At 72.5% G+C, this 21,995-nt stretch carries 25 protein-coding genes; 14 read left to right on the top strand and 11 right to left on the bottom strand.

Annotation, left to right across the window (positions count from 1 at the left end; all coding sequences use genetic code 11):
* The first annotated feature begins 97 nt into the window (after positions 1-97).
* Together sigJ and ABT127_RS35115 are read left to right on the top strand one after the other, a co-directional pair.
* Positions 98-1,045, top strand: a complete 948-nt coding sequence (sigJ, locus tag ABT127_RS35110; RefSeq protein ID WP_351459258.1) for an RNA polymerase sigma factor SigJ — start codon at positions 98-100, stop codon at positions 1,043-1,045.
* 120 nt (positions 1,046-1,165) lie between these two features.
* A complete protein-coding gene (locus tag ABT127_RS35115) occupies positions 1,166-2,356 on the top strand; it encodes an NAD(P)/FAD-dependent oxidoreductase (protein ID WP_351459260.1) in 1,191 nt (396 codons plus the stop codon).
* 4 nt (positions 2,357-2,360) lie between these two features.
* On the opposite strand, the gene ABT127_RS35120 is transcribed toward ABT127_RS35115, so the two are convergent.
* The 4 genes from ABT127_RS35120 to ABT127_RS35135 all read right to left on the bottom strand — a co-directional run bounded on the left by ABT127_RS35120 (position 2,361) and on the right by ABT127_RS35135 (position 5,962).
* Positions 2,361-4,007: an acyl-CoA dehydrogenase family protein gene (locus tag ABT127_RS35120; protein WP_351459263.1), complete on the bottom strand. Its 1,647-nt coding sequence runs from the start codon at positions 4,005-4,007 to the stop codon at positions 2,361-2,363.
* Positions 4,008-4,023: 16 nt separating this feature from the next.
* Entirely contained in the window at positions 4,024-4,671 is a 648-nt protein-coding gene (locus tag ABT127_RS35125) for a TetR/AcrR family transcriptional regulator (protein WP_351459266.1), read from the bottom strand.
* A gap of 72 nt (positions 4,672-4,743) precedes the next feature.
* The gene (locus ABT127_RS35130) at positions 4,744-4,956 is read right to left on the bottom strand and encodes a twin-arginine translocase TatA/TatE family subunit (protein ID WP_351459269.1); all 213 of its coding nucleotides are present in this window, start codon (positions 4,954-4,956) and stop codon (positions 4,744-4,746) included.
* A 1-nt stretch (position 4,957) separates the two neighbouring features.
* Positions 4,958-5,962 (bottom strand): sporulation protein, encoded by a 1,005-nt coding sequence (locus ABT127_RS35135; protein WP_351459271.1) that lies wholly within the window; start codon positions 5,960-5,962, stop codon positions 4,958-4,960.
* Between the two features lie 272 nt (positions 5,963-6,234).
* Between ABT127_RS35135 and ABT127_RS35140 the strand changes: the two genes are divergently transcribed.
* From ABT127_RS35140 to ABT127_RS35150, 3 genes are read left to right on the top strand one after another with little or no spacing between them, the layout of a single operon-like run.
* Positions 6,235-7,569 (top strand): hemolysin family protein, encoded by a 1,335-nt coding sequence (locus ABT127_RS35140; protein WP_351459274.1) that lies wholly within the window; start codon positions 6,235-6,237, stop codon positions 7,567-7,569.
* On the top strand, positions 7,566-8,609 hold the full coding sequence (locus ABT127_RS35145; protein WP_351459276.1) for a hemolysin family protein: 1,044 nt from the start codon (positions 7,566-7,568) through the stop codon (positions 8,607-8,609). The genes ABT127_RS35140 and ABT127_RS35145 overlap by 4 nt, the downstream gene beginning before the upstream one ends.
* A 55-nt stretch (positions 8,610-8,664) precedes the next feature.
* Entirely contained in the window at positions 8,665-9,120 is a 456-nt protein-coding gene (locus ABT127_RS35150) for a tellurite resistance TerB family protein (protein WP_111662923.1), read from the top strand.
* A gap of 74 nt (positions 9,121-9,194) precedes the next feature.
* Here ABT127_RS35150 and ABT127_RS35155 read toward each other — a convergent pair whose 3' ends face one another.
* Together ABT127_RS35155 and ABT127_RS35160 are read right to left on the bottom strand one after the other, a co-directional pair.
* On the bottom strand, positions 9,195-10,133 hold the full coding sequence (locus ABT127_RS35155) for a M56 family metallopeptidase (protein WP_351459280.1): 939 nt from the start codon (positions 10,131-10,133) through the stop codon (positions 9,195-9,197).
* Positions 10,134-10,137: 4 nt separating this feature from the next.
* Positions 10,138-10,527: a BlaI/MecI/CopY family transcriptional regulator gene (locus tag ABT127_RS35160; protein WP_351459283.1), complete on the bottom strand. Its 390-nt coding sequence runs from the start codon at positions 10,525-10,527 to the stop codon at positions 10,138-10,140.
* A gap of 192 nt (positions 10,528-10,719) precedes the next feature.
* Here ABT127_RS35160 and ABT127_RS35165 point away from each other — a divergent pair, with 192 nt between their 5' ends.
* Entirely contained in the window at positions 10,720-11,061 is a 342-nt protein-coding gene (locus tag ABT127_RS35165) for an ArsR/SmtB family transcription factor (protein ID WP_351459334.1), read from the top strand.
* Between the two features lie 10 nt (positions 11,062-11,071).
* Positions 11,072-13,696, top strand: coding sequence for a magnesium-translocating P-type ATPase (gene mgtA, locus ABT127_RS35170; protein ID WP_502971832.1), 2,625 nt, complete (start codon positions 11,072-11,074; stop codon positions 13,694-13,696).
* Here mgtA and ABT127_RS35175 read toward each other — a convergent pair.
* A complete protein-coding gene (locus tag ABT127_RS35175) occupies positions 13,687-15,198 on the bottom strand; it encodes an LCP family protein (protein ID WP_351459286.1) in 1,512 nt (503 codons plus the stop codon). The two genes, mgtA and ABT127_RS35175, sit on opposite strands and share 10 nt — an antisense overlap.
* A gap of 113 nt (positions 15,199-15,311) precedes the next feature.
* On the opposite strand from ABT127_RS35175, the gene tatA reads away from it, so the two are divergent.
* Positions 15,312-15,548 carry a Sec-independent protein translocase subunit TatA gene (gene tatA, locus ABT127_RS35180; protein ID WP_351459289.1) on the top strand — a complete coding sequence of 79 codons (237 nt, stop codon included), beginning with the start codon at positions 15,312-15,314 and terminating at the stop codon, positions 15,546-15,548.
* A 16-nt stretch (positions 15,549-15,564) separates the two neighbouring features.
* On the opposite strand, the gene ABT127_RS35185 is transcribed toward tatA, so the two are convergent.
* A complete protein-coding gene (locus tag ABT127_RS35185) occupies positions 15,565-15,804 on the bottom strand; it encodes a hypothetical protein (protein WP_351459291.1) in 240 nt (79 codons plus the stop codon).
* Positions 15,805-15,921: 117 nt separating this feature from the next.
* Here ABT127_RS35185 and ABT127_RS35190 point away from each other — a divergent pair, with 117 nt between their 5' ends.
* Together ABT127_RS35190 and ABT127_RS35195 are read left to right on the top strand one after the other, a co-directional pair.
* Positions 15,922-16,497 carry a TerD family protein gene (locus ABT127_RS35190; RefSeq protein WP_351459293.1) on the top strand — a complete coding sequence of 192 codons (576 nt, stop codon included), beginning with the start codon at positions 15,922-15,924 and terminating at the stop codon, positions 16,495-16,497.
* A gap of 77 nt (positions 16,498-16,574) precedes the next feature.
* Positions 16,575-17,222, top strand: a complete 648-nt coding sequence (locus ABT127_RS35195) for a DUF6928 family protein (protein WP_351459295.1) — start codon at positions 16,575-16,577, stop codon at positions 17,220-17,222.
* 67 nt (positions 17,223-17,289) lie between these two features.
* Here the strand turns inward: ABT127_RS35195 and ABT127_RS35200 are convergent, their stop codons facing one another.
* Positions 17,290-17,769: an ArsI/CadI family heavy metal resistance metalloenzyme gene (locus ABT127_RS35200; protein ID WP_351459298.1), complete on the bottom strand. Its 480-nt coding sequence runs from the start codon at positions 17,767-17,769 to the stop codon at positions 17,290-17,292.
* A gap of 78 nt (positions 17,770-17,847) precedes the next feature.
* Here ABT127_RS35200 and ABT127_RS35205 point away from each other — a divergent pair, with 78 nt between their 5' ends.
* Genes ABT127_RS35205 through ABT127_RS35215 form a run of 3 tightly spaced genes read left to right on the top strand, consistent with a single transcriptional unit; the run spans position 17,848 to position 19,701 of the window.
* Entirely contained in the window at positions 17,848-18,219 is a 372-nt protein-coding gene (locus ABT127_RS35205; protein ID WP_351459301.1) for an ArsR/SmtB family transcription factor, read from the top strand.
* The gene (gene arsB / locus ABT127_RS35210) at positions 18,216-19,286 is read left to right on the top strand and encodes an ACR3 family arsenite efflux transporter (RefSeq protein ID WP_351459303.1); all 1,071 of its coding nucleotides are present in this window, start codon (positions 18,216-18,218) and stop codon (positions 19,284-19,286) included. The genes ABT127_RS35205 and arsB overlap by 4 nt, the downstream gene beginning before the upstream one ends.
* Positions 19,279-19,701 carry an arsenate reductase ArsC gene (locus ABT127_RS35215; RefSeq protein WP_351459306.1) on the top strand — a complete coding sequence of 141 codons (423 nt, stop codon included), beginning with the start codon at positions 19,279-19,281 and terminating at the stop codon, positions 19,699-19,701. Before arsB ends, ABT127_RS35215 begins: the two co-directional genes overlap by 8 nt.
* A 505-nt stretch (positions 19,702-20,206) precedes the next feature.
* Here ABT127_RS35215 and ABT127_RS35220 read toward each other — a convergent pair.
* On the bottom strand, positions 20,207-20,614 hold the full coding sequence (locus ABT127_RS35220) for an SCO4402 family protein (RefSeq protein WP_351459309.1): 408 nt from the start codon (positions 20,612-20,614) through the stop codon (positions 20,207-20,209).
* Between the two features lie 292 nt (positions 20,615-20,906).
* On the opposite strand from ABT127_RS35220, the gene ABT127_RS35225 reads away from it, so the two are divergent.
* Positions 20,907-21,173, top strand: a complete 267-nt coding sequence (locus ABT127_RS35225) for a DUF6959 family protein (RefSeq protein ID WP_351459311.1) — start codon at positions 20,907-20,909, stop codon at positions 21,171-21,173.
* A 182-nt stretch (positions 21,174-21,355) separates the two neighbouring features.
* Here the strand turns inward: ABT127_RS35225 and ABT127_RS35230 are convergent, their stop codons facing one another.
* Complete coding sequence (locus ABT127_RS35230; protein ID WP_351459314.1) at positions 21,356-21,826, bottom strand: hypothetical protein; 471 nt, start codon at positions 21,824-21,826, stop codon at positions 21,356-21,358.
* Positions 21,827-21,995: the final 169 nt, after the last annotated feature.

The raw sequence follows: 21,995 nt of genomic DNA on the forward strand, positions 1-21,995 counted from the left end.
CCACGACGTGCGGGGACGGGGCGGGGCAGGTGGGTGGCGGCGGGAGTCAAGCAGACGGGCTGGGGGAGAACAAGGGTGCGGGTTAGGATCCGGTGCCATGGCCGTGACCGTGCGCGACGTGGACCGCTTCGAGGCATTCAGGCCCCGCCTCGAAGCCCTCGCCTACCGCCTGCTCGGCTCGGCGAGCGAGGCCGAGGACGCCGCGCAGGAGACGTACGTGCGCTGGCAGGCCGCCGACACCGGGCGGATCGAGGTGCCCGAGGCGTGGCTGACCAAGGTGCTCACCAACTACTGCCTCACCCAGCTGACCTCGGCCCGCGCCCGCCGCGAGACGTACGTGGGCGCCTGGCTGCCGGAGCCGCTGCTCGCCGGTGACCCGATGCTCGGCCCGGCCGCCACCGCCGAGCAGCGCGACTCGGTCTCGTACGCGGTCCTGGTGCTCCTGGAGCGGCTGAGCCCGAACGAGCGGGCGGTGTACGTCCTGAGGGAGGCGTTCGCGTACTCCCACCGCGAGATCGCCGGGATCCTCGACATCAGCGAGGCCGCCAGCCAGCAGACCTTCCACCGCGCCCGGCGGCACATCGCCGACGGCCGGGCCCGCACCGAGATCGACGAGGCCGCCGCCCGGCGCGTCGTGGCGGAGTTCCTTCAGGCCGCCACCAGCGGCCGCACCGAGCCGCTGGTCGCGCTGCTCACCCAGGACGCCACCGCGATCGGCGACGGCGGCGGGAAGGTGCCCGCGCGGGCGAGCGCGTTCGTGGGCGCGAAGGCGGTCGCCACGTTCATGCGCGGCCTGTTCAAGCCGGCCAAGGCCAAGCAGGACCTGATCGGCGGCTCGCCCGACGTGTACGTGACGACGGCCAACGGCACGGTCGCGGTCGTCGCGGTCCTCGACGGGCGGATCGTCGGCGTCATGTGCCCGGAGTTCGGGGACGGCGGCATCGCCGCGTTCCGCAGCCAGGTCAACCCCGACAAGCTGGAGCGCGCCACGCGTACCTGGGCGGCCACGGACCACGGGGAGCCGGTGCTGACGGCCGCCTTCTGACCGGCCCGGACGTGGTGTGACGCGGGTCACGGCGGGGTGCTGTCAGGAATCGCCGGGCTGTCCGGTTCAAGAGGCGAGCCCGCCCGGAACGGGGGCGGCCAGAGCCTGTAGGAGCCCGCCATGCAGCAGCACCGCATCGTCGTCCTCGGCGCCGGCTACACCGGAGCCACCGCCGCCGGCCGCCTCGCCCGGCGACTGCACCGCGACGACGTCCGCATCACCCTGGTCAACGCGGAACCGGACTTCGTCGAGCGCGTGCGCATGCACCAGCTCGCCACCGGCCAGGAGCTCGCCCGCCGCCCGCTGACCGACATGTTCGCCGGTACGGGCGTCGAGGTGCGGATCGCGACGGTCACCGCCGTCGACGCCGAGCGCAAGGAGGTGACGCTCGCGGCCGAAGAGGGCGGGCAGGCCCAGGAAGCGGTCCCGTACGACACCCTCGTCTACGCCCTCGGCAGCGGCTGGGACGACCACGGTGTGCCCGGCGCCGCCGCGCACGCCCACCAGATCGCGAGCCGCCCCGGCGCCCTGCGGCTGCGCGAGCGGCTGGCCGCACTCGCCCCCGGGCAGCCGGTGGTCGTGGTCGGCGGCGGCCTCACCGGCGTGGAGGCCGCGACCGAGATCGCCGAGGCCCGCCCCGACCTGGACGTGGCGCTCGCCGCCCGCGGCGCCCTCGGCGACTGGCTCTCCGCCAAGGGCCGCGCCCACCTGCGCAAGGTCGTGGACCGGCTCGGCATCACGGTGCACGAACACACCGCCGTGACGGCCGTCGAGGCCGACCGGGTGGTCACCGCGGGCGGAGCGGCGCTGCCCGCCGCCGTGACGGTGTGGACCACCGGATTCGCCGTCCATCCGATCGCCAAGGCCACCACCCTGGAGGTCTCGGAGACCGGGCAGATCGTCGTCGACCGCACCCTGCGCGCCGTCTCCCACCCGGACGTCTACGCCGTCGGCGACGCGGCCCTCGCCCAGGGTCCCGGCGACGAGCCGCTGCGGATGTCGTGCGCCTCGGGCGTCCCCTCGGCCTGGCAGGCGGCCGACGCCATCGCCGCCCGCCTGTCCGGCGGCAAGGTGCCGACGGTCCCGATCCGCTACTTCAACCAGTGCGTCTCGCTGGGCCGCAAGGAGGGCCTGATCCAGTACGTCACCGCCGACGACCGGGCCAGGGGCGCGGCCCTGACCGGCCGCACCGCCGCCCTCTACAAGGAACTCGTCTGCAAGGGCGCGGCCTGGGGCGTCGCCCACCCCACCCTCGGCCTGCCCGGCGGCCACCGCCGCGTGGTGCCGCAGCCGGCCCGGACGACGGCCTGAACGCTCAGGCGGGCAGCCGCCCGATCAGGGCCGCGAAGTCCGTCCCCGGCGGCAGCGTGCCGAACGCCAGGCCCTGGTCGCCGCCGAGCCGCGACGCGCAGAACGCGTCGGCGACCGCCGCCGGCGCGTGCCGCACGAGCAGCGAGCCCTGGAGCACCAGGGCCGCCCGCTCGATGACGCGGCGGGCGCGCAGCGGGGCGTCCTCAATGAGCACCAGCTGTTCCTTCAACTCCCGCCAGGCGGTGTCGAGTCGGCGGTCCGCTCCGGCGGCCGCCTCGATCTCCGTGCGGAACGCCTCCAGGGACTCGGGCTCACGGGCCAGCGCGCGCAGCATGTCGAGCGCGTTGACGTTGCCCGAGCCCTCCCAGATGCCGTTCAGCGGCGCCTCGCGGTACAGCCGGGGCATGCCTGACGCCTCGTCATAGCCGTTGCCGCCGAGGCATTCCAGGGCCTCCGCGACGATGCCCGGCTGACGCTTGCAGACCCAGTACTTGGCGACGGCGGTGGCGAGCCGCAGGAACGCGCGCTCGCCGGTGTCGCCGCGCTGGGCCCGGTCGGCGGCCCCGGCCAGGCGCAGGCCGAGCGTGGTGGCGGCCTCCGACTCCAGGCCCAGGTCACCGAGGACGTTGCGCATCAGCGGCTGGTCGATGAGCCTGGCGCCGAACACCGAGCGGTACCGGGTGTGGTGGGCGGCCTGGGCCAGCGCCTCGCGGATGTGCCCGGCCGAGCCGAGGACGCAGTCGAGCCGGGTCATCGTCACCATGTCGATGATGGTCCGCACGCCCTTGCCCTCGTCGCCGACCGGCCAGGCCACGGTGTCGTCGAACTCGGGCTCGCTGGAGGCGTTCGAGCGGTTGCCGAGCTTGTCCTTCAGGCGCTGGATGCGGAAGGTGTTGCGGCTGCCGTCGGGGAGCACGCGCGGCACCAGGAAGCAGGAGAGCCCGCCGGGCGCCTGCGCGAGGACCAGGAACAGGTCGTTCATCGGGGCGCTGGTGAACCACTTGTGGCCCCGCAGCCGCCAGGTGCCGTCGCTCTGTTCGACCGCCGTGGTGGTGTTGGCCCGGACGTCGGTGCCGCCCTGCTTCTCCGTCATGCCCATCCCGGCGAGCAGCCCGCGCTTCTCGGTGGGCGTGCGCAGCCCCGGGTCGTAGACGGTGGAGGTGAGCAGCGGCTCGTAGGTCTTGGCGAGGGCGGGGGCGCGGCGCAGGGCGGGGATCACGGCGTACGTCATGGAGACCGGGCACATGTGGCCCTGCTCCATCATGGTGGCGACCATGAACGTCGCGGCGCGGGCGACGTGGGCACCGGGCCGCTCGTCGGCCCAGGCCGAACCGGCTGCTCCCGCGCCGACGGTGGCGGTCATCAGGGAGTGGTAGGCGGGGTGGAAGTCGACCTCGTCGATCCGGTTGCCGTAGCGGTCGTGGGTGCGCAGCCCGGGCTCGAAGCGGTTGGCCTGGTCGGCCCAGTCGCGGGCCTCCGCGCTGCCGACGAGCCTGCCGAAGCGGTGCAGGTCGTCGAGGTGCCACTCGGCGCCCTCACGCCGTACGCCGTCGAGGAGGACCGGGTCGTCGGCGGCGTCGTGACCGGTGAGCGGCGGTGCCTGGTTGGTGACCTCGTGGGTGACGGAGGTCGGGCGGCTGGTCACGGTCATGGGGGCTCCTGAGGCTTCAGGCGGTGGTCGGGTGGGCGGCGGCGCCCGCGCAGCGCAGCACGGTGGCGGTGAGTTCGGCGAGCAGATCGTCGGTGCTGCCGGTGCTGCCCGTAGTGCCGGTGGCGGTGTCGTCCGGGGCGCCGAGCGGGTAGGCGAGGACCTCGCCGACGGCGCCGGTGAGCGCGGCCGCGGTGATCTCGGCGTGCTGCGGGGGGAGTTGACCGGTGGCGATGCCCTCGCGGACGACCTCGGCGAAGAGCGCGCGGTAGCGGCGGCGGTGGTCGAGACGCTCGGCGCCGACCGCCGGTTCGGCGGGGGCGGCGAGCAGCGCGTAGGCCAGGCCGCGGTTCTCCAGGGCGCGGCGGGCGAACACGCCGACGCCGGAGGCCAGCCGCGAGACGGCGTCGCCGGGGCCGCGCAGCACCTCCTCCAGCACCGCCACCTCGTGGCCCGCGGCCCGCCGGAAGACCTCGACGGCGAGCGCGGACTTGGACGGGAAGTGCTGGTAGACGGAGCCGGCCGCGATGCCCGCCGAGTCCGCCACGGCCGTCACCGACGCCTGGGACCAGCCGACTTCGGCGACGACGGCGGTGGCGCGGGCGATCAGGTGCTCGCGGGCGGCGTCGAGCCGGCGCAGCTCGGCGGGGGTCTTGCGGTAGGCCATGCAAGCAGTGAACCACCATTCAGAGCATCACGCCATGGCCTGCCACCGCTCGGGAACGGCCACCCGCCGGCGTCACTGCTCCGGACGGTCCACCGTCTCGCCCCGGATCACCTGCGGCGGCCGCGCCGGGCCGTCCTCGGCCTCCTGCTCCTTCATCGCCCGCGCCTCGGCCTTGAGGATGCGGGCCGACTTGCCCGCGCTGCGGACCAGGCCGGGCAGCTTCTTCGCGCCGATCACGACGATGGCGATGATCAGGACGATGGCGATCTCGCTGATGCCGAACATGTCAGTCCTCGCCGCCCTCGTCGTCACCCTCGTCGTCGTCACCTTCGAAGAAGTCCCCGACCTCGTCGACCACTTCGGCGGCGACGAGCCCGCCGACCACGCCGACGGCGAGCCCGGCCGCACCCGCGGCGACGGCCGTCCCGATGCCGGGACCGGACCGGTGTCCGTGGTCGGCGTGGTCGCCGTACCCGTGGTGGTGACCCGCGTCGTACGCCGCGTGGGTGCCGTACGACGCGTGGTGGTCCACCAGTTGGCGGACCCAGCCGTCGACCAGTGCGGTCCAGTCCTGGTGGTGGATGCCGTCGTGGGCGACGGTGAAGCGGGTGAGCGCGTCGTGCCCGCCGCCGAAGGGGCCGCCGCGCTTGTCGGCCTCCAGGATCACCTCCATCCCGCCGGGGGTGGCGAGGAAGGTCACCTCGATCTCGTCGACCGCGTGGGCGTAGCGCGGCGCCGGGGTCAGCTCGATCTCCTGGTAGAAGGGGAGCTGCTGGCCGGTGCCGCCGATCCGCCCGTACTCCAGGTCTGCGGAGCGGAAGCCGAAGCCGAGCTGCCCGAACGCCTCCAGGATCGCCTCCTGCACCGGGAGCGGGCCGACGGCGAGCGGGTCGAGGTCGCCCTTGTCCTTGGCGCCGGCCACCGCCAGCTCGGTGCGCACCCCCAGGACGATGCCGAGCCCCTGCCCGTACAGCTCGGTGACCGGGGTCTCCCAGGGGAGCGTCACGGAGAACGGCACCGTGTGCTCGGCGCCCGCCGTCAGCCGGAAGCCGCCCCCGACCGTGAACCGGTCGAAGGTCACCGCGCCCTCGCTCTCGTGGTCGGCGTGTTCGGCCTCGACCCGGGCGACCAGCTCCAGGGTGATGTGCTCGATGTCGAAGTCGCCGCTGCCGCCGGTGAGGCGGACCTGTCCCGACAGGGTGCCGCCGGGGGCGGCGGCCCCGGGCGCGAGGACGGTGTCGACGGTCGGGCCGCCCACGCCGAGTGAGCCGAGCAGTCGTTTGAACACCATCGAGGCGTTCACTCCCTTATGTGCGTACGAGGGCTACGGGGATTGCGGGGGTTGCGGGGGTTACAGGGGTGGGGACGCCGGGAACTACACCGAACCCGGCCACGTTCTACAGGCGCGTAGAAGGATATGCGTTTTTGCCTCGCCGCCCCACCGTCATGACCCGCAGAGATCAGCCGATCTCCGAAGTGCGAAGGAGCCAGGCCCGCGATGGGTGAGCCCCCGAGTAGCCGACCGCCGATCACCGAGACACCCGGGCAGGGGGTGCGCCGGTCATGACCGAGTTGCTGCTGCTCGGCCTCGCGCTGCTGCTCACGCTCGCCTGCGCGCTGTTCGTCGCGGCCGAGTTCTCCCTGACGACGGTCGAGCGGGGTGAGCTGGAGCGCGCGGCGGCCGCCGGGGAGCGCGGCGCGGCCGGCGCGCTCAAGGCCGTACGGCGTCTGACGTTCCAGCTCTCCGGTGCCCAGCTCGGCATCACCGTCACCTCGCTGGTGATCGGCATGCTCGCCGAGCCCTCGATCTCGGCGCTGCTGCGCGGCCCGCTGGAGGCGGCGGGACTCGGCGCCGCCGCCGCGTCGGTCTCCTCCGTGCTCGGTGTCGCCCTGTCCACGGTGGTCCTGATGGTCATCGGCGAACTGGTGCCGAAGAACTGGGCGATCGCCCGTCCCGTCCCCGTGGCCAAGGTCGTCGCCGGGCCGCAGCGCGGATTCACCGCCGCCTTCGGGCCGTTCATCCGCCACCTGAACAACACGGCGAACCACGTGGTGCGCCGGTTCGGCCTGGAGCCCGCCGAGGAGCTGGCGTCCGCCCGCACCCCGGAGGAGCTGGTCGCGCTGGCCCGGCACTCCGCCGCCGAGGGCGCCCTGGAGGCCGACTCGGCCGAACTGTTCGTGCGCACGATGCACTTGAGCGACCTCACCGCGGAGAACGTGATGACGCCGCGCGTCGACGTCCGGTCCCTGGAGGCGCACGCCACGGCGGCCGACGCGGCCGACCTGACGCACGCCACCGGCCTGTCCCGCTTCCCGGTCCACCGCGACGGCCTCGACGACGTCATCGGCACCGTCCACATCCGCGACGTGCTGGCCCTGGAGCCCGAGCGGCGGCCGCTCACCCCGGTCACCGAGCTGGCCACCAAGCCCCTCCTGGTCCCCGACAGCCTGCCCGCCGACCGGCTCCTGGAGCGGCTGCGCGAGACCCGCACGATGGCCGTCGTCATCGACGAGTACGGCGGCACCGCCGGGGTGGCGACCATGGAGGACATCGTCGAGGAGGTCGTCGGCGAGGTGCGCGACGAGCACGACCCGGTCAGCGCCCCCGACCTGCGGCCCGCCGACCCCGGCCCCGACGGCCGGTCCCGCTGGGAGGCCGAGGGCGGCGTCCGCATCGACGAGCTGGCCAGGATCGGACTGGCCGCGCCCGACGGCCCGTACGAGACCGTGGCCGGACTCGTCGCCACCCGCCTGGCCCGCATCCCCGCGCCCGGCGACACCGTGGAGCTCGGCGGCTGGCGGCTGACCGTGCTCGACGTCGACCACCACCGCGCGGACCGCGTCCGCGTCACCGCACCCGCGGCGCCCGTACCGCACCTGCCCGAGGACGCCCGATGACCGCCCTCCAGCTCGCCATCGGCGCCCTCACCCTGCTGACCAACGCGTTCTTCGTCGGCGCCGAGTTCTCCCTGATCTCCGTACGCCGCGACCAGATCGAGCCGCGCGCCCGCGAGGGCGGCAAGCGGGCGAGGACCGCACTGTGGGCGCTCGAGCACATCAGCGCGATGCTCGCGACGGCCCAACTGGGCATCACCGTCTCGTCGTTGGTGCTCGGCGCCGTCGCGGAGCCGGCCATCGCCCACCTGCTGGAGCCCGCCTTCGAGGCTGTCCAGGTGCCGCACGCCCTCGTCCACCCGCTGTCCTTCGTCATCGCGCTGACCGCGGCGACGTACGCGCACATGCTCTTCGGCGAGATGGTGCCGAAGAACATCGCCCTCGCCGCGCCCGTGCGCACGGCCCTGCTGCTCGGCCCGCCGCTGGTCGGCCTCACCCGCGCCCTCGGCCCGGTCGTCTTCGGCATCAACGCCTTCGCGAACGCGCTGCTCAGGCTGGTCGGGGTCGAGCCGAAGGACGAGGTCGAGGCGGTCTTCACCGACGACCAGCTGGCCCGCATCGTGCTCGACTCCAGCGAGGCGGGCCTGCTCTTGCCCGCCGACGGGGAGCGGCTGCGCGACGCGCTGGAGCTGGGCACCCGGCCGGTGGGCGAGATCGTCGTGCCCGCGCGGTCGATGCGCACGGTGCCGGACACCGTCACGCCCGCCGGTCTGGAGCGGGCGGCGGCCGCGGCCGGGTTCTCCCGCTTCCCGGTGACCGGTCCGGACGGCACCGCGCTCCTCGGCTATCTGCACATCAAGGACACCCTCGGCGTCGCCGGCCGGGACCGCCCCTTCCCGCGCGGCAGCCTGCACCCGCTGACCCGGGTCCGCATCGACACCCCGCTCGACGACACCCTCACGGCACTGCGCGCCCAGGGCAGCCACCTCGCCGCCGTCACCGGCGACAAGGGCACCGTGATCGGCTTCGTGACGATGGAGGACGTGCTGTCCGAACTCGTGGGCGGGCGGAACTTTCCGGGGGAGCGAATAGTTTCTACATAGCTGTAGAAGAATCCTGGAACGACTCCGACCTCACCCTCGACCCGAAGGAACGCTCGTGGCCCTGTGGGACCGCATCAAGGAATCCGCGTCGACGATGCAGACGCAGCTGGTGGCGAAGAAGAACGACCTGAAGTCGGGCGCCTTCCGCGACGCCTCGATGGCGATGTGCGCGCTGGTGGCGGCCGCCGACGGCACGATCGACCCGTCGGAGCGCCGCCGCGTCGCCCAACTGATCATGAGCAACGAGGTGTTGCAGAACTTCCCGGCGGACGACCTCCAGCGCCGCTTCGAGGCCAACCTGGACAAGCTGACCGCCGACTTCGACTTCGGCAAGGTCAGCGTGCTCCAGGAGGTCGCCAAGGCCAAGAAGAAGGAGGCCGAGGCGCGCGCGGTGATCCAGATCGGCATCGTCATCGGCGGCGCCGACGGCGACTTCGACGCCACCGAGCGGGCCGTCGTCCGCGAGGCGTGCCAGATGCTGGGGCTCGCCCCGCACGAGTTCGACCTCTAGGCACCGGGCGCCGGCGTCCGTCGTCGTCCGCGGCCCGGTGGCCCCACCGGGCCGCGGACGACGAACTGCCGCCATCACCACGGCGTCGCCGCGTGCAGGGTGACGGCGAGGGTGAGGGCCGAGTTCGCGGAGGACATCGCGGAGGCGGCCGCACCCGCGCCCGCCGTCCACACGGCGAGCCCCACGGTGGTGAACACGGTGAGGCGGCCGGACACCGGCGGCGGCGGAGCCAGCAGCGCCGCGACCCTGCGCGGCACCGGACCCGGCGCGGCCAGACCCGCGAAGACCGGCTCGCGCACCGCGCCGCCGGACAGGGCCACCTTGCCGATGGCCCGCGCGACCGCCCTGCGGTCCCCGACCCGGGCGGCGGCCTCCTCGTCCGCCCAGCGCTCCGCCGTGTACGCCACGGCCGAACTCAGCGGACGCAGAAAGGGATTGAGCCGCGCCGCGAGCCGCACCGTGAGCAGATGCCGGTGGTGCCGGGCCGCCAGATGGGCCCGCTCGTGGGCGAACACCGCCCGCCGCTCCGCCGGACGCAGTCCCGCGAGCAGCGCCGCACTGACGACGATCCGCCCGCGCCCACCCCGCCGACCGGGCAGCGCGTACGCGTACGCCTCCGCGTCCGGCAGCACCGCGACCTCCGTGGACGGCAGACCGGCCAGCGCCTCATGGGCCCGCCGCCGCAGCCCGACGTGCCGCCACAGCGTGCGCACCCCGGCGCCGACGACCGCGGCCAGCGCCGGAATGGCCGCCTTGCCCGCGATCTCGTCCTGCGGCACCGCGGCCCGCACCTCCGGGTCCGACCAGCCGTCGGGGAGCGGATTGCCCGGCAGCTGCGCCGTACCGACCACCACCAGCAGCGCCAGACACAGCGTGCTGCACGCGGCCATCACCCCGGCGACGGCCGTGAGCAGCCGGGTCGCCGTGCGCGGATGCAGCCGGTGGGCGGCGAGCCGGGCCACCGGCCAGGCCGTCAGCGGCAGCACCAGCGGCAGGAAGACGAAGATGCCCACGGTCTCAGGATTCGGCTTCCTCGTCGGCGCGCTCCAGCAGGGCCCGCAGCACCTGCTCGTCGCCCTCGGGCAGCGAGGTGACGAAGCTGGCCAGGACCGCCTCCCGGTCCGGCTCGCCGTCCAGCACCTTGCGCATCTTCAGCGCGGCGAGCCCGGCCTCGTCGGACGTCGGCGTCCACACGAACGACCGACCGTCGCGCTCGCGCGTGACCACGTTCTTGGTGTGCAGCCGGGCCAGGATCGTGATGACCGTGGTGTAGGCGAGATCGCCGCCGAGCCGGTCGCGCACCCAGCCGGCGTTCGCCGGTCCGTCCGCCGCACGCAGCGCGGCCAGAACCGCGAGCTCCAGTTCGCCCTGCGCGCGTCGACGGGACGGTGGACGTGGATCAGGCACGCTGCTCCTCCTGGTGTCGCGGGGACGGCCCCTCCATCATCCCTGCCGGAGCGGGCGGGAGCGGTCCGCATGCCGCCGCCTCTAGACTTGCGGCCGGAACTGACGGACGGGACACGGGACGGGAGTGGGTCGGTGAGGCCAGGGTCAGGCGGTTCGGGACGGTCCGGCGGTCCGTCCACCGGCGAGCCGTCCGTGGGCGACCCGTCCGCCGACGTGCTCGGCCGGGCGGCGGAGACGTTCGGACTCCTCGCGTCCCCGGTGCGGCTGCACATGGTGTGGGCGCTCGCCCAGGGCGAGAGCGACGTCACCGGGCTCGCCGAGCGGGTGGGCGGCGCACTGCCCGCCGTCAGCCAGCACCTGACCAAGCTGAAGCTCGCCGGGCTCGTCCGGTCCCGCCGGGAGGGCCGCCGCCAGGTGTACTACGTCGACGACCCCGACATCGTCACCGTGGTGCGGCTGATGGTCGGCCAGCTGACCGAGCGTGCCGAGCAGGCCGGGGCTCCAGCGCGCCGGCACCGCGCCGCCGGAGCCTGAAGGCACCGCCGTGGCCCTGCCCGACCCCGGTCCGGGATCCCGGCCGGCGACCCCCGTGGGCCCCGTCGCCGGCGACCAGACCGTGCTCCAGACCCTGCGCGCCCTGGACACCGGACCGCGCGGCCTGACCGAGGCCGAGGCCGGACACCGGCTGGCCCGCTCCGGCCCGAACACGCTGCCCACGGCCCGGCCGATCTCGCTGCCCGTCCGGTTCTGGCGCAGCCTGCGCGACCCGTTCACCGCCGTCCTGTTCTGCCTCGGGCTCGTCTCCGCGGTGGTCTCCGCGTGGGGCACCGCCTGCGTCATCCTCGCCCTGGTGATCGTCAGCTGCGCGCTGCGCGCCCACGGGGAGCACCGCGCCGACCGGGCGGGCGCCGGGCTGCGCGAGCTGGTCGCGGGCACCGCGAGCGTCCGGCGCAGGGAGAGCCCCGCCGCCGAACCGCGGGCCCGCGAGATCCCGGTCGACGACCTCGTCCCCGGCGACGTGGTCCGGCTCGCGCCGGGCGACCTCGTCCCCGCCGACCTGCGCCTGATCAAGGCCCACGGACTCACCGTGCAACAGGCGGCGCTCACCGGGGAGTCGGCGCCCGCGCCCAAACACCCCGTGGACGCCCCCGCCGCCGGAGACACCGCCCACCTGTGCTTCCAGGGCAGCAGCGTCGCCTCGGGCAGCGGCACCGGCATCGTCGTGGCGACCGGCGCGGACACCCGGTTCGCCGCGGTGCGCGGCACGGGCCACGGGCGGGCCGCCGAGCGCGCCCGGGACGGCACCGGCCCGTCCCCGGCCCCGCTCAGCGCCTTCGACCGCAGCGTCCACGGCATCTCCTGGACCCTGATCCGGTTCATGCTGATCACCCCGCCGCTGGTGCTGATGGCGAACGCGGCCCTGCGCGGCCGCGGCCTGGAGACCCTCCCGTTCGCCGTCGCGGTGGCCGTCGGGCTCACCCCCGAGATGCTGCCGGTCATCGTCACCACCTGCCTGGCCCGCGGCGCCGCCCTGCTCGCCCGCACCCACGGCGTCATCGTCCGGCGCCTGCCCGCCCTGCACGACCTCGGCGCCGTCGACGTGCTGTGCGTCGACAAGACCGGCACCCTCACCCAGGACTGTCCGGTCGTCGACCCCGGCCGCACCGACCCCGACGCCCTGCACTGGGCCGCCGTCTGCGCGTGGTGGACCCTTCAGGCCGCCGAGCTGCCGCACCCGGACCCGCTCGACGAGGCACTCCTCGACGGCGCCGACCTCGACCGCGTGGAGACGTACGACCCCGTCGACGCGCTGCCCTTCGACCCCGTCCGCCGCCTCGCCACCGCCGTCGTACGGGAACCCGGCGCACTCGGCACCCATCTGCTCGTCGTGAAGGGCGCGGTCGAGGAGGTCGTCGAGCGGTGCGCGTTCGACGACCCGGCCGAGCGGGAGAAGCTGTCGGCCCGCGCCGCCGCGGCGGCCGCCGACGGGGTCCGGCTGCTGGCCGTGGCCACCGCGCGCCGCCCGGCCCGCACCCGCGGCTACACCCCGGCCGACGAACGCGGCCTGGACTTCCACGGCTTCGTCGCCTTCCACGACGCGCTCGCCGACACCGCCCACGACGCCGTACGGGCCCTCGCCGAGCAGGGCGTCACCGTCAAGGTCCTCACCGGCGACCACCCCGCCACCGCCGCCCGCGCCTGCCGCGACCTGGGCATCGACCCCGGCGATGTGGCCGTCGGCGCGCAGACGGCGGACCTCGACGACCGGACGCTCGCCGAACTCGCCGCCCGCACCACCGTGTTCGCCCGCTGCACCCCCGCCGACAAGGCCCGCGTCGTCGCCGCCCTGCGCCTGCACGGGCACACCGTCGGCTTCCTCGGCGACGGCGTCAACGACCTGCCCGCGCTGCGCGCCGCCGACGTCGGGGTCTGCCCGCGCGACGGCGTCGACGTGGCCCGCGAGGACGCCGACGTGGTCCTCGCCGAGAAGGACCTCACCGCCATCGGCCACGCCGTCGACGCCGGACGGCACTCCAGCGCCAACATCGCCTCCTACCTGCGCATCACGCTCTCCTCCAACCTGGGCAACGTCATCGCGATGCTCGCCGCGGGCCTGCTGCTGCCGTTCCTGCCGATGCTCCCCGCCCAGGTCCTGGTGCAGAACCTGTGCTTCGACGGCGCCCAGCTGGCCCTCGCCCACGACCGCCCCGACCCGGCCGCGCTGCGCCGCCCCACGGTCCTGCGGCCGCGGGCCTTCCTGCGCTCGCTCACCGGCTTCGGGGTGCTCGGCGCCCTCGCCGACCTCACCACCTTCGGCGTCCTCGCCTGGTGTCTGCCGGGCACCCTCGACCTCGGCGACCAGGAGGGCTTCCACGCCGGATGGTTCACCGAGAACCTGCTGACCCAGGCCCTCGTCATGCTCCTGCTGCGCACCGGCCGCCGCACCGCCGAGGGCCGCGCCCCCACGCCGATCCGCGCCTCGGCGACCGCCCTCGCGGCCGTCGGCGTCCTGCTGCCGCTCTCCCCGCTCGGCCCGCTGCTCGGCATGACGGGCCTGCCGCCGATCTACTACCCGCTGCTCGCGGCGGTGCTGGCGCTGTACGCGGCGGCGCTGGTGGCCCTGCGCCGCCGGATGCCGCAGCCGCAGGCCGGGGCCCCTCAGCCGTAGGACAGGTGGGAGCAGAGGTCGTCGTCGGCGGAGCGGGCCTCGGCGGCGACGCCGGACGGCACGGCGGTCGGCGCCGGTGACGCCGAGGCCTGCGCACCGTCTCCGGGCGTGTAGTCGGAGCCGAGCACGACGCTCAGCCCGTCCCCGCCGACGAGTTCGGCGCCGGGGAAGAGCCGGGCGAGGGCCTGCGCGTCGGACTTCTCACCGCTGCCGTACGTGATGGTGGTCGTGGTGTGGTCCTGGCCGGCCGCGTTGCCGGTGGTGGTGACGGTGAAGCCGTGCCCGGCGAGGAGCGCTGCGGCGGCACCGGCGAGACCGGAGGTGCGGGTGCCGTTGTAGACGGCGACGGCGGCCCCGTCCCCGCGCACGTCCTCGGTGGCGGCGGCCGACGGTGCGGCGCTCGACGCGGCGGCCCGGGCCGCCTTCCCGCCGCTGGCGTCCTTGCCGTCGAGGGTCCGGTCGTCCTTGAGCGACGCCCACAGCGCGTCGGCGTCCGGCTGCACGACGGCGACCCGGCTGCCCTGGTACTTCCAGGGCACGGTGATGAACTTGGTGTTGTGCAGGTCCACGTCCTTCATCGACATGGCGAAGGACAGCAGCTTGTCGGCCGTGCCGAGCCCGCTGTCGACGGTCATCGACTTCGTGGCGGCGTCGGCGAGCGGCAGCAGCCGGGTGGGGGTGAACCCGTCGTCCTTGATCTTCCTGATCAGGCTGGAGACGAACGCCTGCTGGCGCTTGATGCGTCCGATGTCGGAGCCGTCGCCGATGCCGTGCCGGATGCGTACGTAGTCCAGGGCCCGCTGCCCGGACACGGTCTGCACGCCCTTCGTGAAGATCCGGTCGCCCTGGGCGGCGCGATGGGGATTGAGGTCGTTCTCGTAGATGTCGTTCGGCAGACACACCTTGACGCCGCCGACGACCTCGGTGAGCTTCGAGAATCCCTTGAAGTCGACGACGACGGTGTGGTCGACGCGCAGCCCGGTCAGCTTCTCCACGGTGTTCTGGGTGCAGGCCGGATTGCCCTTGGCGGTCTCGCCGGTCGAGTACGCGGCATTGAACATCACGTCGGTCCGCGTCGCGCTCCACGATCCGTCGGGCAGCTTGCACGGCGGGATCGTGACCAGGGTGTCGCGGGGTATGGAGACGCCGACGGCGTGCCGGTGGTCGGCGTAGACGTGCAGCAGGAACGCGGTGTCGGAGCGGCCGATGTCGCTCTTGTCGCCGCCGCCGAGGTCGCTGTTGCCGTCGGTCCGCGCGTCGGTGCCGATGACCAGCACGTTCTCGCCCTTGGAGGCGTCGGCGTCCGGCCGGTTCTTGGAGACGCCGTCGGCGGAGAAGGTGTCGATGTTGCCGTTCAGCCGCAGATAGAGCCAGCCCGCGCCCGCCGTGACCAGCACCAGGAACGACAGTCCGACCACGAGCACCGGCCGCAGTCGCCGCTTCTGCCGCCGCCCGCCCCGGCGCCGGGCGCGCCCGGCCCGCGTCTCGGATGTCCGCGTCATCTGTGTGCCCTCGCGCCCTCGTCCGGTGGAACCAGAAGGTTGTACGGTTGCGCAATGTAGCAAGTAACTCTGAACGACCCCCGCACCGCGAACCCCCGACAAGAGGTGGCCCCATGTTCCGCAACGCCCTAGAGCCCTGGCACCTGTTGATCGTCGCCCTGGTGATCATCCTGCTCTTCGGCTCGAAGAAGCTTCCGGACACCGCCCGCTCCCTGGGCAGGTCGCTGCGCATCCTGAAGAGCGAGACGCAGGCGCTGAAGGAAGAGGGCGCGGCGGGCGCGACGGGTGCGGCCGCCGCGACGGCGCCGGTGAAGCCCGTGGACGTGGCCGAGCCGGGCGAGACGCGCTAGCGGCGGTCCATGATCCTCACGGGCTGGCGCCGTCGAACCCGTAGCGCAAGGGTTCGTCGTGGGTGCTCAGGTCCCGCCGGTAGACGTACAGGGCCTCGGCCCGCAGTCCCGGCACCGGTCCGGCCGGCTCCGCCAGGTCGCAGGGGCGGGTGACCTGCACCACCGGCGGCCGGTCCGTGACGTGCAGGCGCAGTCCGTGGGCGGGCCCGCCCACGAGGACGGCGAGTTCCCGGGCTGCTGGAGCGAGTGGCTTCATGGTCATTACTTTAAGCATTGCGCAACCGTAGGAACGATCGCCTCGGCGCACACGTTGACGGGGTGACGGCACACCGAGTCGCCGAGCGCGACGATGCGAACAACGGAGGTAGGAGCAGTGGGAGTTTCCCTGGCAAAGGGTGGCAATGTATCCCTGAGCAAGGAGGCGCCCGGGCTGACCGCGGTCCTGGTGGGCCTCGGCTGGGACGTCCGCACCACGACGGGCGCCGACTACGACCTCGACGCGAGCGCCCTGCTGTGCGACGCGTCCGGGAAGGTCGTCTCGGACCGGCACTTCATCTTCTACAACAACCTCACCAGCCCGGACGGCTCCGTCGAGCACACCGGTGACAACCTCACGGGTGAGGGCGAGGGCGACGACGAGAGCGTGAAGGTGAACCTGGCGGCCGTCCCCGCCGAGATCGACAAGATCGTCTTCCCGGTCTCGATCCACGACGCGGAGGCCCGCGGCCAGAGCTTCGGCCAGGTGCGCAACGCGTTCATCAGGGTCGTGAACCAGGCGGGCGGCGCCGAGATCGCGCGCTACGACCTCTCCGAGGACGCCTCCTCCGAGACGGCGATGGTCTTCGGTGAGCTGTACCGCCACGGCGGCGACTGGAAGTTCCGCGCGGTGGGCCAGGGCTACGCCTCGGGCCTGCGCGGCATCGCCCTGGACTTCGGGGTCAACGTCTGACGCACCCCGGCGCCCGTTGTCAGTGCCCCTCGCTACGGTTCCTCCACGATCAAGGGTCACGATCCGGGGGAGGGGCCGTGGGGGCCAAGACGGGACTGCTCGTGTACGCCGACGGGGACGCGGCCGAGCTGCTGCGGCGCGTGGGATCGGCGGACCGGGAGGCGACGGCCGCCATGGTGCGGCGGCTCTGTCCGGGCCGTGTCGTCGGGGAGTGCGCGGGCTCCAGCCTCGGGGAGGGCGTGTATCCGCTCACGGGGACGGCGTACGCGGCCAGTTGGCCGGGCGTGGACGTCATCGCCGACCGGAGAGTGATGATCGACGCGCCCTCCCGGCTCCCGGACCACCTCGTGTCGGCGAGCGCGGGCCGACGGCTCGTCCTGCACGCCATGCACAGCGTCGTCGACTGGCTGGCGTTCGCCGTGTGGGAGGACGGACGGCTCGTCCGCTCCCTGAGCCTGTCCCCGGACAGCGGCATCATCGAGAACATCGGTGAACCGCTCCCCTTCGAGCGCCCCTACTGGGCCGGAGACCACCCGGTCACCCTCGACCCCGACGACGACGGCGACGACCGCTACCCCTTGCCCTTCCACCCCCTGGACCTCGGCGAGGAGGCGCTGCGAGCGCTCTGCGGCTTCATCCAGGAGGGCACGCCCCGCCCCGACGACGTCGACGCGGACGCCATCGCCCTGCACGGATTCGAGGTACGGGCCCCGGAGGACGCCTGACGCCCGCCTCGGACTCACGCCCCGGGGCCGGCGCATCGGCCGCATGACGGTAGTGGCTGGGCGCGGATCAGCCGCAGCCGCAGGAGGCCGCGTCCGTGCTGGTCGACGTCTCCGCCGGGGCCTCGGCGGCGCAGCAGCCGTCGCCGCTGGTCTCGGGCCGGGCGCTCTTGCCGAGGGTGTCGGCGTCGGCCTTGACCACGTAGACCTCCCAGGGCTCCTGGCCGGGGCCGTGGACCCAGACCTTGTCCTGGAGGGCGTAGCAGCAGGAGGTGTCGTTCTCCTCGAACGTCGCCAGGCCGGCGTCCTTGAGCCGGTCGGTCGCCGCGGTGACCTGGTCGGTGGACTCGACCTCGACGCCGAGATGGTCGAGGCGGGTCTCCTGCCCCGGCTCGCCCTCGATGAGGACGAGCTTGAGCGGGGGCTCGGTGAGGGCGAAGTTGGCGTAGCCCTCGCGCCGCTTGGCCGGTTCGGTGCCGAACAGCTTCGAGTAGAAGGTGATCGACGCTTCCAGGTCGCTGACACGCAGGGCGAGCTGAGCGCGGGACATGGCGGTACTCCATTCGCTTGCATTGATGTCTGTCGATGCAGCATTGCGTGCTGAATCGAAGTCTGTCAACATAGAGGAATGTCGAATCAAGAGCTTGTGGTGCTGGGGCAGACCGGGGACGCCGACGCGTGCTGCCCCGGCCTGCTGACCGCACCGTTGGACGAGGATCAGGCCGTCGAGCTGGCGAAAGTCTTCAAGGCCCTCGGTGATCCGGTGCGTCTGCGGCTGCTCTCGATGATCGCTTCGCAGGCGGGCGGGGAAGTCTGCGTCTGTGACCTGACCCCGGCCTTCGATCTGTCCCAGCCGACGATCTCCCACCACCTCAAGCTGCTCCGGCAGGCCGGACTGATCGACTGCGAGCGGCGCGGCACCTGGGTCTACTACTGGCTGCTGCCGGAGACGACCGACCGCCTCGCGGGCATCCTGACCCGCCCGGGAGGCGACGCGTGAGTACTGCGTCGCGACGGCTGTCGTTCCTGGACCGCTACCTCGCGGTGTGGATCCTCGCCGCGATGGCCGTCGGGCTCGGTCTGGGCCGCCTGCTCCCGGGACTGGGGGATGGGTTGGCCAGGGTGACGGTGAGCGGGGTGTCCCTGCCCATCGCGCTGGGCCTGCTCGTGATGATGTACCCGGTGCTGGCCAAGGTCCGCTACGACCGGCTCGACACCGTGACCCGCGACCGCCGCCTGCTGCTGCCTTCGCTGCTGCTGAACTGGATCGTCGGCCCGGCCCTCATGTTCGCCCTGGCCTGGCTGTTCCTGCCGGACCTGCCCGAGTACCGCACCGGCCTGATCATCGTCGGCCTCGCCCGCTGCATCGCCATGGTCATCATCTGGAACGACCTGGCCTGCGGCGACCGTGAGGCGGCGGCCGTCCTGGTCGCCCTCAACTCCGTGTTCCAGGTGATCGCGTTCTCCGCGCTCGGCTGGTTCTACCTCCAGGTTCTCCCCGGCTGGCTCGGCCTCGAACAGACCGGCCTCGACGTGTCCGTGTGGGAGATCGCCCGCAGCGTCCTCGTCTTCCTCGGCATCCCGCTCGCGGCCGGCTACCTGACCCGCCGCATCGGCGAGAGGACCAAGGGCCGCGCCTGGTACGAGGCCAAACTGATCCCGCGCATCGGCCCGTTCGCCCTGTACGGCCTGCTGTTCACCATCGTCATCCTCTTCGCCCTCCAGGGCGACGCCATCACCTCACAGCCGCTCGACGTGGTCCGCATCGCGCTGCCGCTGCTCGTCTACTTCGTGCTCATGTGGGCCGGATCAATGCTGCTGGGCAGGGCCGTCGGCCTCGGCCACGCGAAGGCGACGACGCTCGCCTTCACCGCCGCGGGCAACAACTTCGAGCTGGCCATCGCCGTCGCCATCGCCACCTTCGGCGCCTCCTCCGGCCAGGCCCTCGCCGGAGTCGTCGGCCCGCTCATCGAAGTGCCCGTACTGATCGGCCTCGTCCACGTAGCCCTGTACGCGCGCCGCTACTTCCCCACCTCGCAACCACAGGAAGCCCCCGCCCGTGCCTGACACTCCGCGACAGCCCTCGGTCCTGTTCGTCTGCGTCCACAACGCCGGCCGCTCGCAGATGGCCGCGGCCTTCCTCACCCACCTCGCCGGTGACCGCATCCAGGTCCGCTCGGCCGGCTCCGCCCCCGCCGACACGCTCAATCCGGCCGTGGTCGAGGCGCTGGCCGAGGTCGGCATCGACATCTCGGCGGAGGTCCCCAAGGTGCTGACCGTGGACGCCGTCCAGGCCTCCGACGTCGTCATCACCATGGGCTGCGGCGACACCTGCCCGGTCTTCCCCGGGAAGCACTACGTCGACTGGCAACTCCCGGACCCGGCAGGCCAGGACGTCGCGGCGGTCCGCCCGATACGGGACGAGATCGAACGCCGTGTCCGGGCGCTGATCGCGGAGATCGCTCCGGAACGGGGTCGTTGACCTGGGCCGACAGTGGCCTGCCCAGGTGAGCGCCCCAGCGGCGGCGAGCCTCAAGTCGCGGACCCTTCCGCGTGAACAACATCTTCGGTTACTACCTTGTCTCTTATCACCTGATCACCGGGCTGGAGGGGCAATCGGCCGCAAGGGTTCACGACGCATCGTCGTCGACGGAACGGCTTACCGCTGGCGCCTGCGCCGCCGGCCGACTTATGACCAGGCTCTCTGTGACAGGCCGTGCACGTACGCGGTGCAGCATGAAGACACTCATGGAACGATCCTCGTCGTCACCACGAACCAACCGCACGCCAGCAACTGGTTCGGAGCACCGAGTGCTGCAGTGCTACCCAGCGATGTCAGCGCCGCCATCACATCGGCCCTCGCCCAGGGCTGGCACCCGACGCGTCCTGCCTCACCGTTCCACCTGGACCAGTCCGACGGCTTCGTTCGCTTCCGGCCCTGACATCGTGCCCACCCGGGAACACCTCGTCCCGAAGCCGCCGATCGGCTAGTCCTCGGTCTCGGACTCGTGCAGCGCGACGAGCTCTCCAAGATCGTTGGCAACCATGACTCGCGCCAGTCGCCCGGCGACGGCCACGACCTCCGGCCAACAAGACGACTCCAGATACTCCTCGTCCGTGTCGTTGGGCGCCTGCACCTCCGCCTCGGCCAGGGCGACACCCAGCTCACGCATGAGAGAGACCTCTTCTTCGGTTCTCAGGCTGATACCGAGAAACCGCTCAGGCTCGTCGGCGTCGCAGAAGTCGTCGAAGAGTGTGTGGAAGATGTGATCCAGGTTCTCGAACACCGCCGGGTCGAGCCAGACGTTCCGCTGCCACGGCGGATTGGCCAGAGCCAGAATCGCGGGTACGACGTGGACTCGGTAGTTCGCTATGAGGCGGGCGTCTTCGGTCACGGCGCCGAGCCTACGGACAGCATTCTGAGGACGCGCCGAATTTCCGGCGGCCCACGGCCAGGACCGTACGGCTCGGGACTGACAGCGGAGGCTGAACCCTCAAACGTGGGGCGGTAGGCCGCCGCTGCACCTCATGCACGCTTTCCAAGTCTGTTGATGCCGCACGTGGGCACATACGAGGCTGTCCACCTGCGTTCAAGCCCGTCCGGCGATGCCGCTGGCTTCCGCCCCGGTCCTGCCATGGACGGCCCTGAACGAAGCTGAATGAGACGGAAACTGAGACGGGGCCCTGATGGAGCGAGTAGAAGCCGAGCTGTTCACCGATGCCGGCAACGACGCCGTGGTGCGTCTGCCCGGCCGTCGCTTTCCTGGCGTCCTGGTCCAGGGTGACACCCTCCAGATCCTCTCCGCGGACATCGCCGAGCTCGTCGAACTCTGCGCGGCCGGCGACCTGAAGGAGGCCCGCCAGGCAGCAAGCCTCCTCCAAGAGGAACTGCGAGCGAAGCTACAGCGCTACACCGATGCGCTCGACGCCCACGGGGAGCAACGACCCTTCTGATCCGTAGCTCTAAGTAGAGCGGTCAGTGACGGTCAAACCAGTCACTCACGTGTTCGCTACGAACGGGCCTGGACTAGCACGGGCGCTGTGGTTGCTGTACTTCGCTGCTGTACATCCGGTACCCAACCGAGACTTTGTCCTTCCTCGGGTGGGCTGAGGCCGATTGGCCCGGCAGGCGACCTCTAGGCCTGCTCCACCAGTTCAATCGCGATGGGCGCGGCGGACTCGATCTCGATCGTGGCCGCTTCGTCCTCCTGTAGGGCGTCAGAGGAAGCGTCGACGGGGAGTACGACCAGCCTCGTGTGCGGTCGAGGAAGCCGACCCAGGTCCAAGGGCGGATCGTGGCGCCGGATGTCGACGACACGAACGAGCGTCTCGGGAATGCTGACGCTGCACGAGTCCCCACGGTTCAGGTATTGAGGGCTCGGCTCGGTGCGAAACAGCGTGTACGACCACTCCCACGAGCCAGGGTCGGCAGGGAAGGCCACTTGGCCGTTCCATCGGAACCGGGAGTCCGGATCGATCTTCTCCCAGGGCCACTCCACAGAGACGTAGGAGCCCCGAACATCGGCAACTCGCGCGCTCGCCGGCGAGCAACTCACTCTCAGTACATCGCCTACCCGGTAGACCGGTCGACCGACTTCGCGCTTCACCCGCTGTTCCTCACATGTCTGATCCGTATCCGAAGGCTACGGCTGGTTGTTGCCTTCTTCTTGCCCTGGGTGTCGTCGGAGATCTTGGCGGCCTGCGTTTTTGCAGCTCCGGGGCGTGGTGGAGGTCGCCTGAGTGGTCGTCGTTGGTCGTTGTCTGCCGGTGTTGAGC

Source organism: Streptomyces sp. NPDC001904 (assembly GCF_040297005.1).
Lineage (GTDB): Bacteria > Actinomycetota > Actinomycetes > Streptomycetales > Streptomycetaceae > Streptomyces.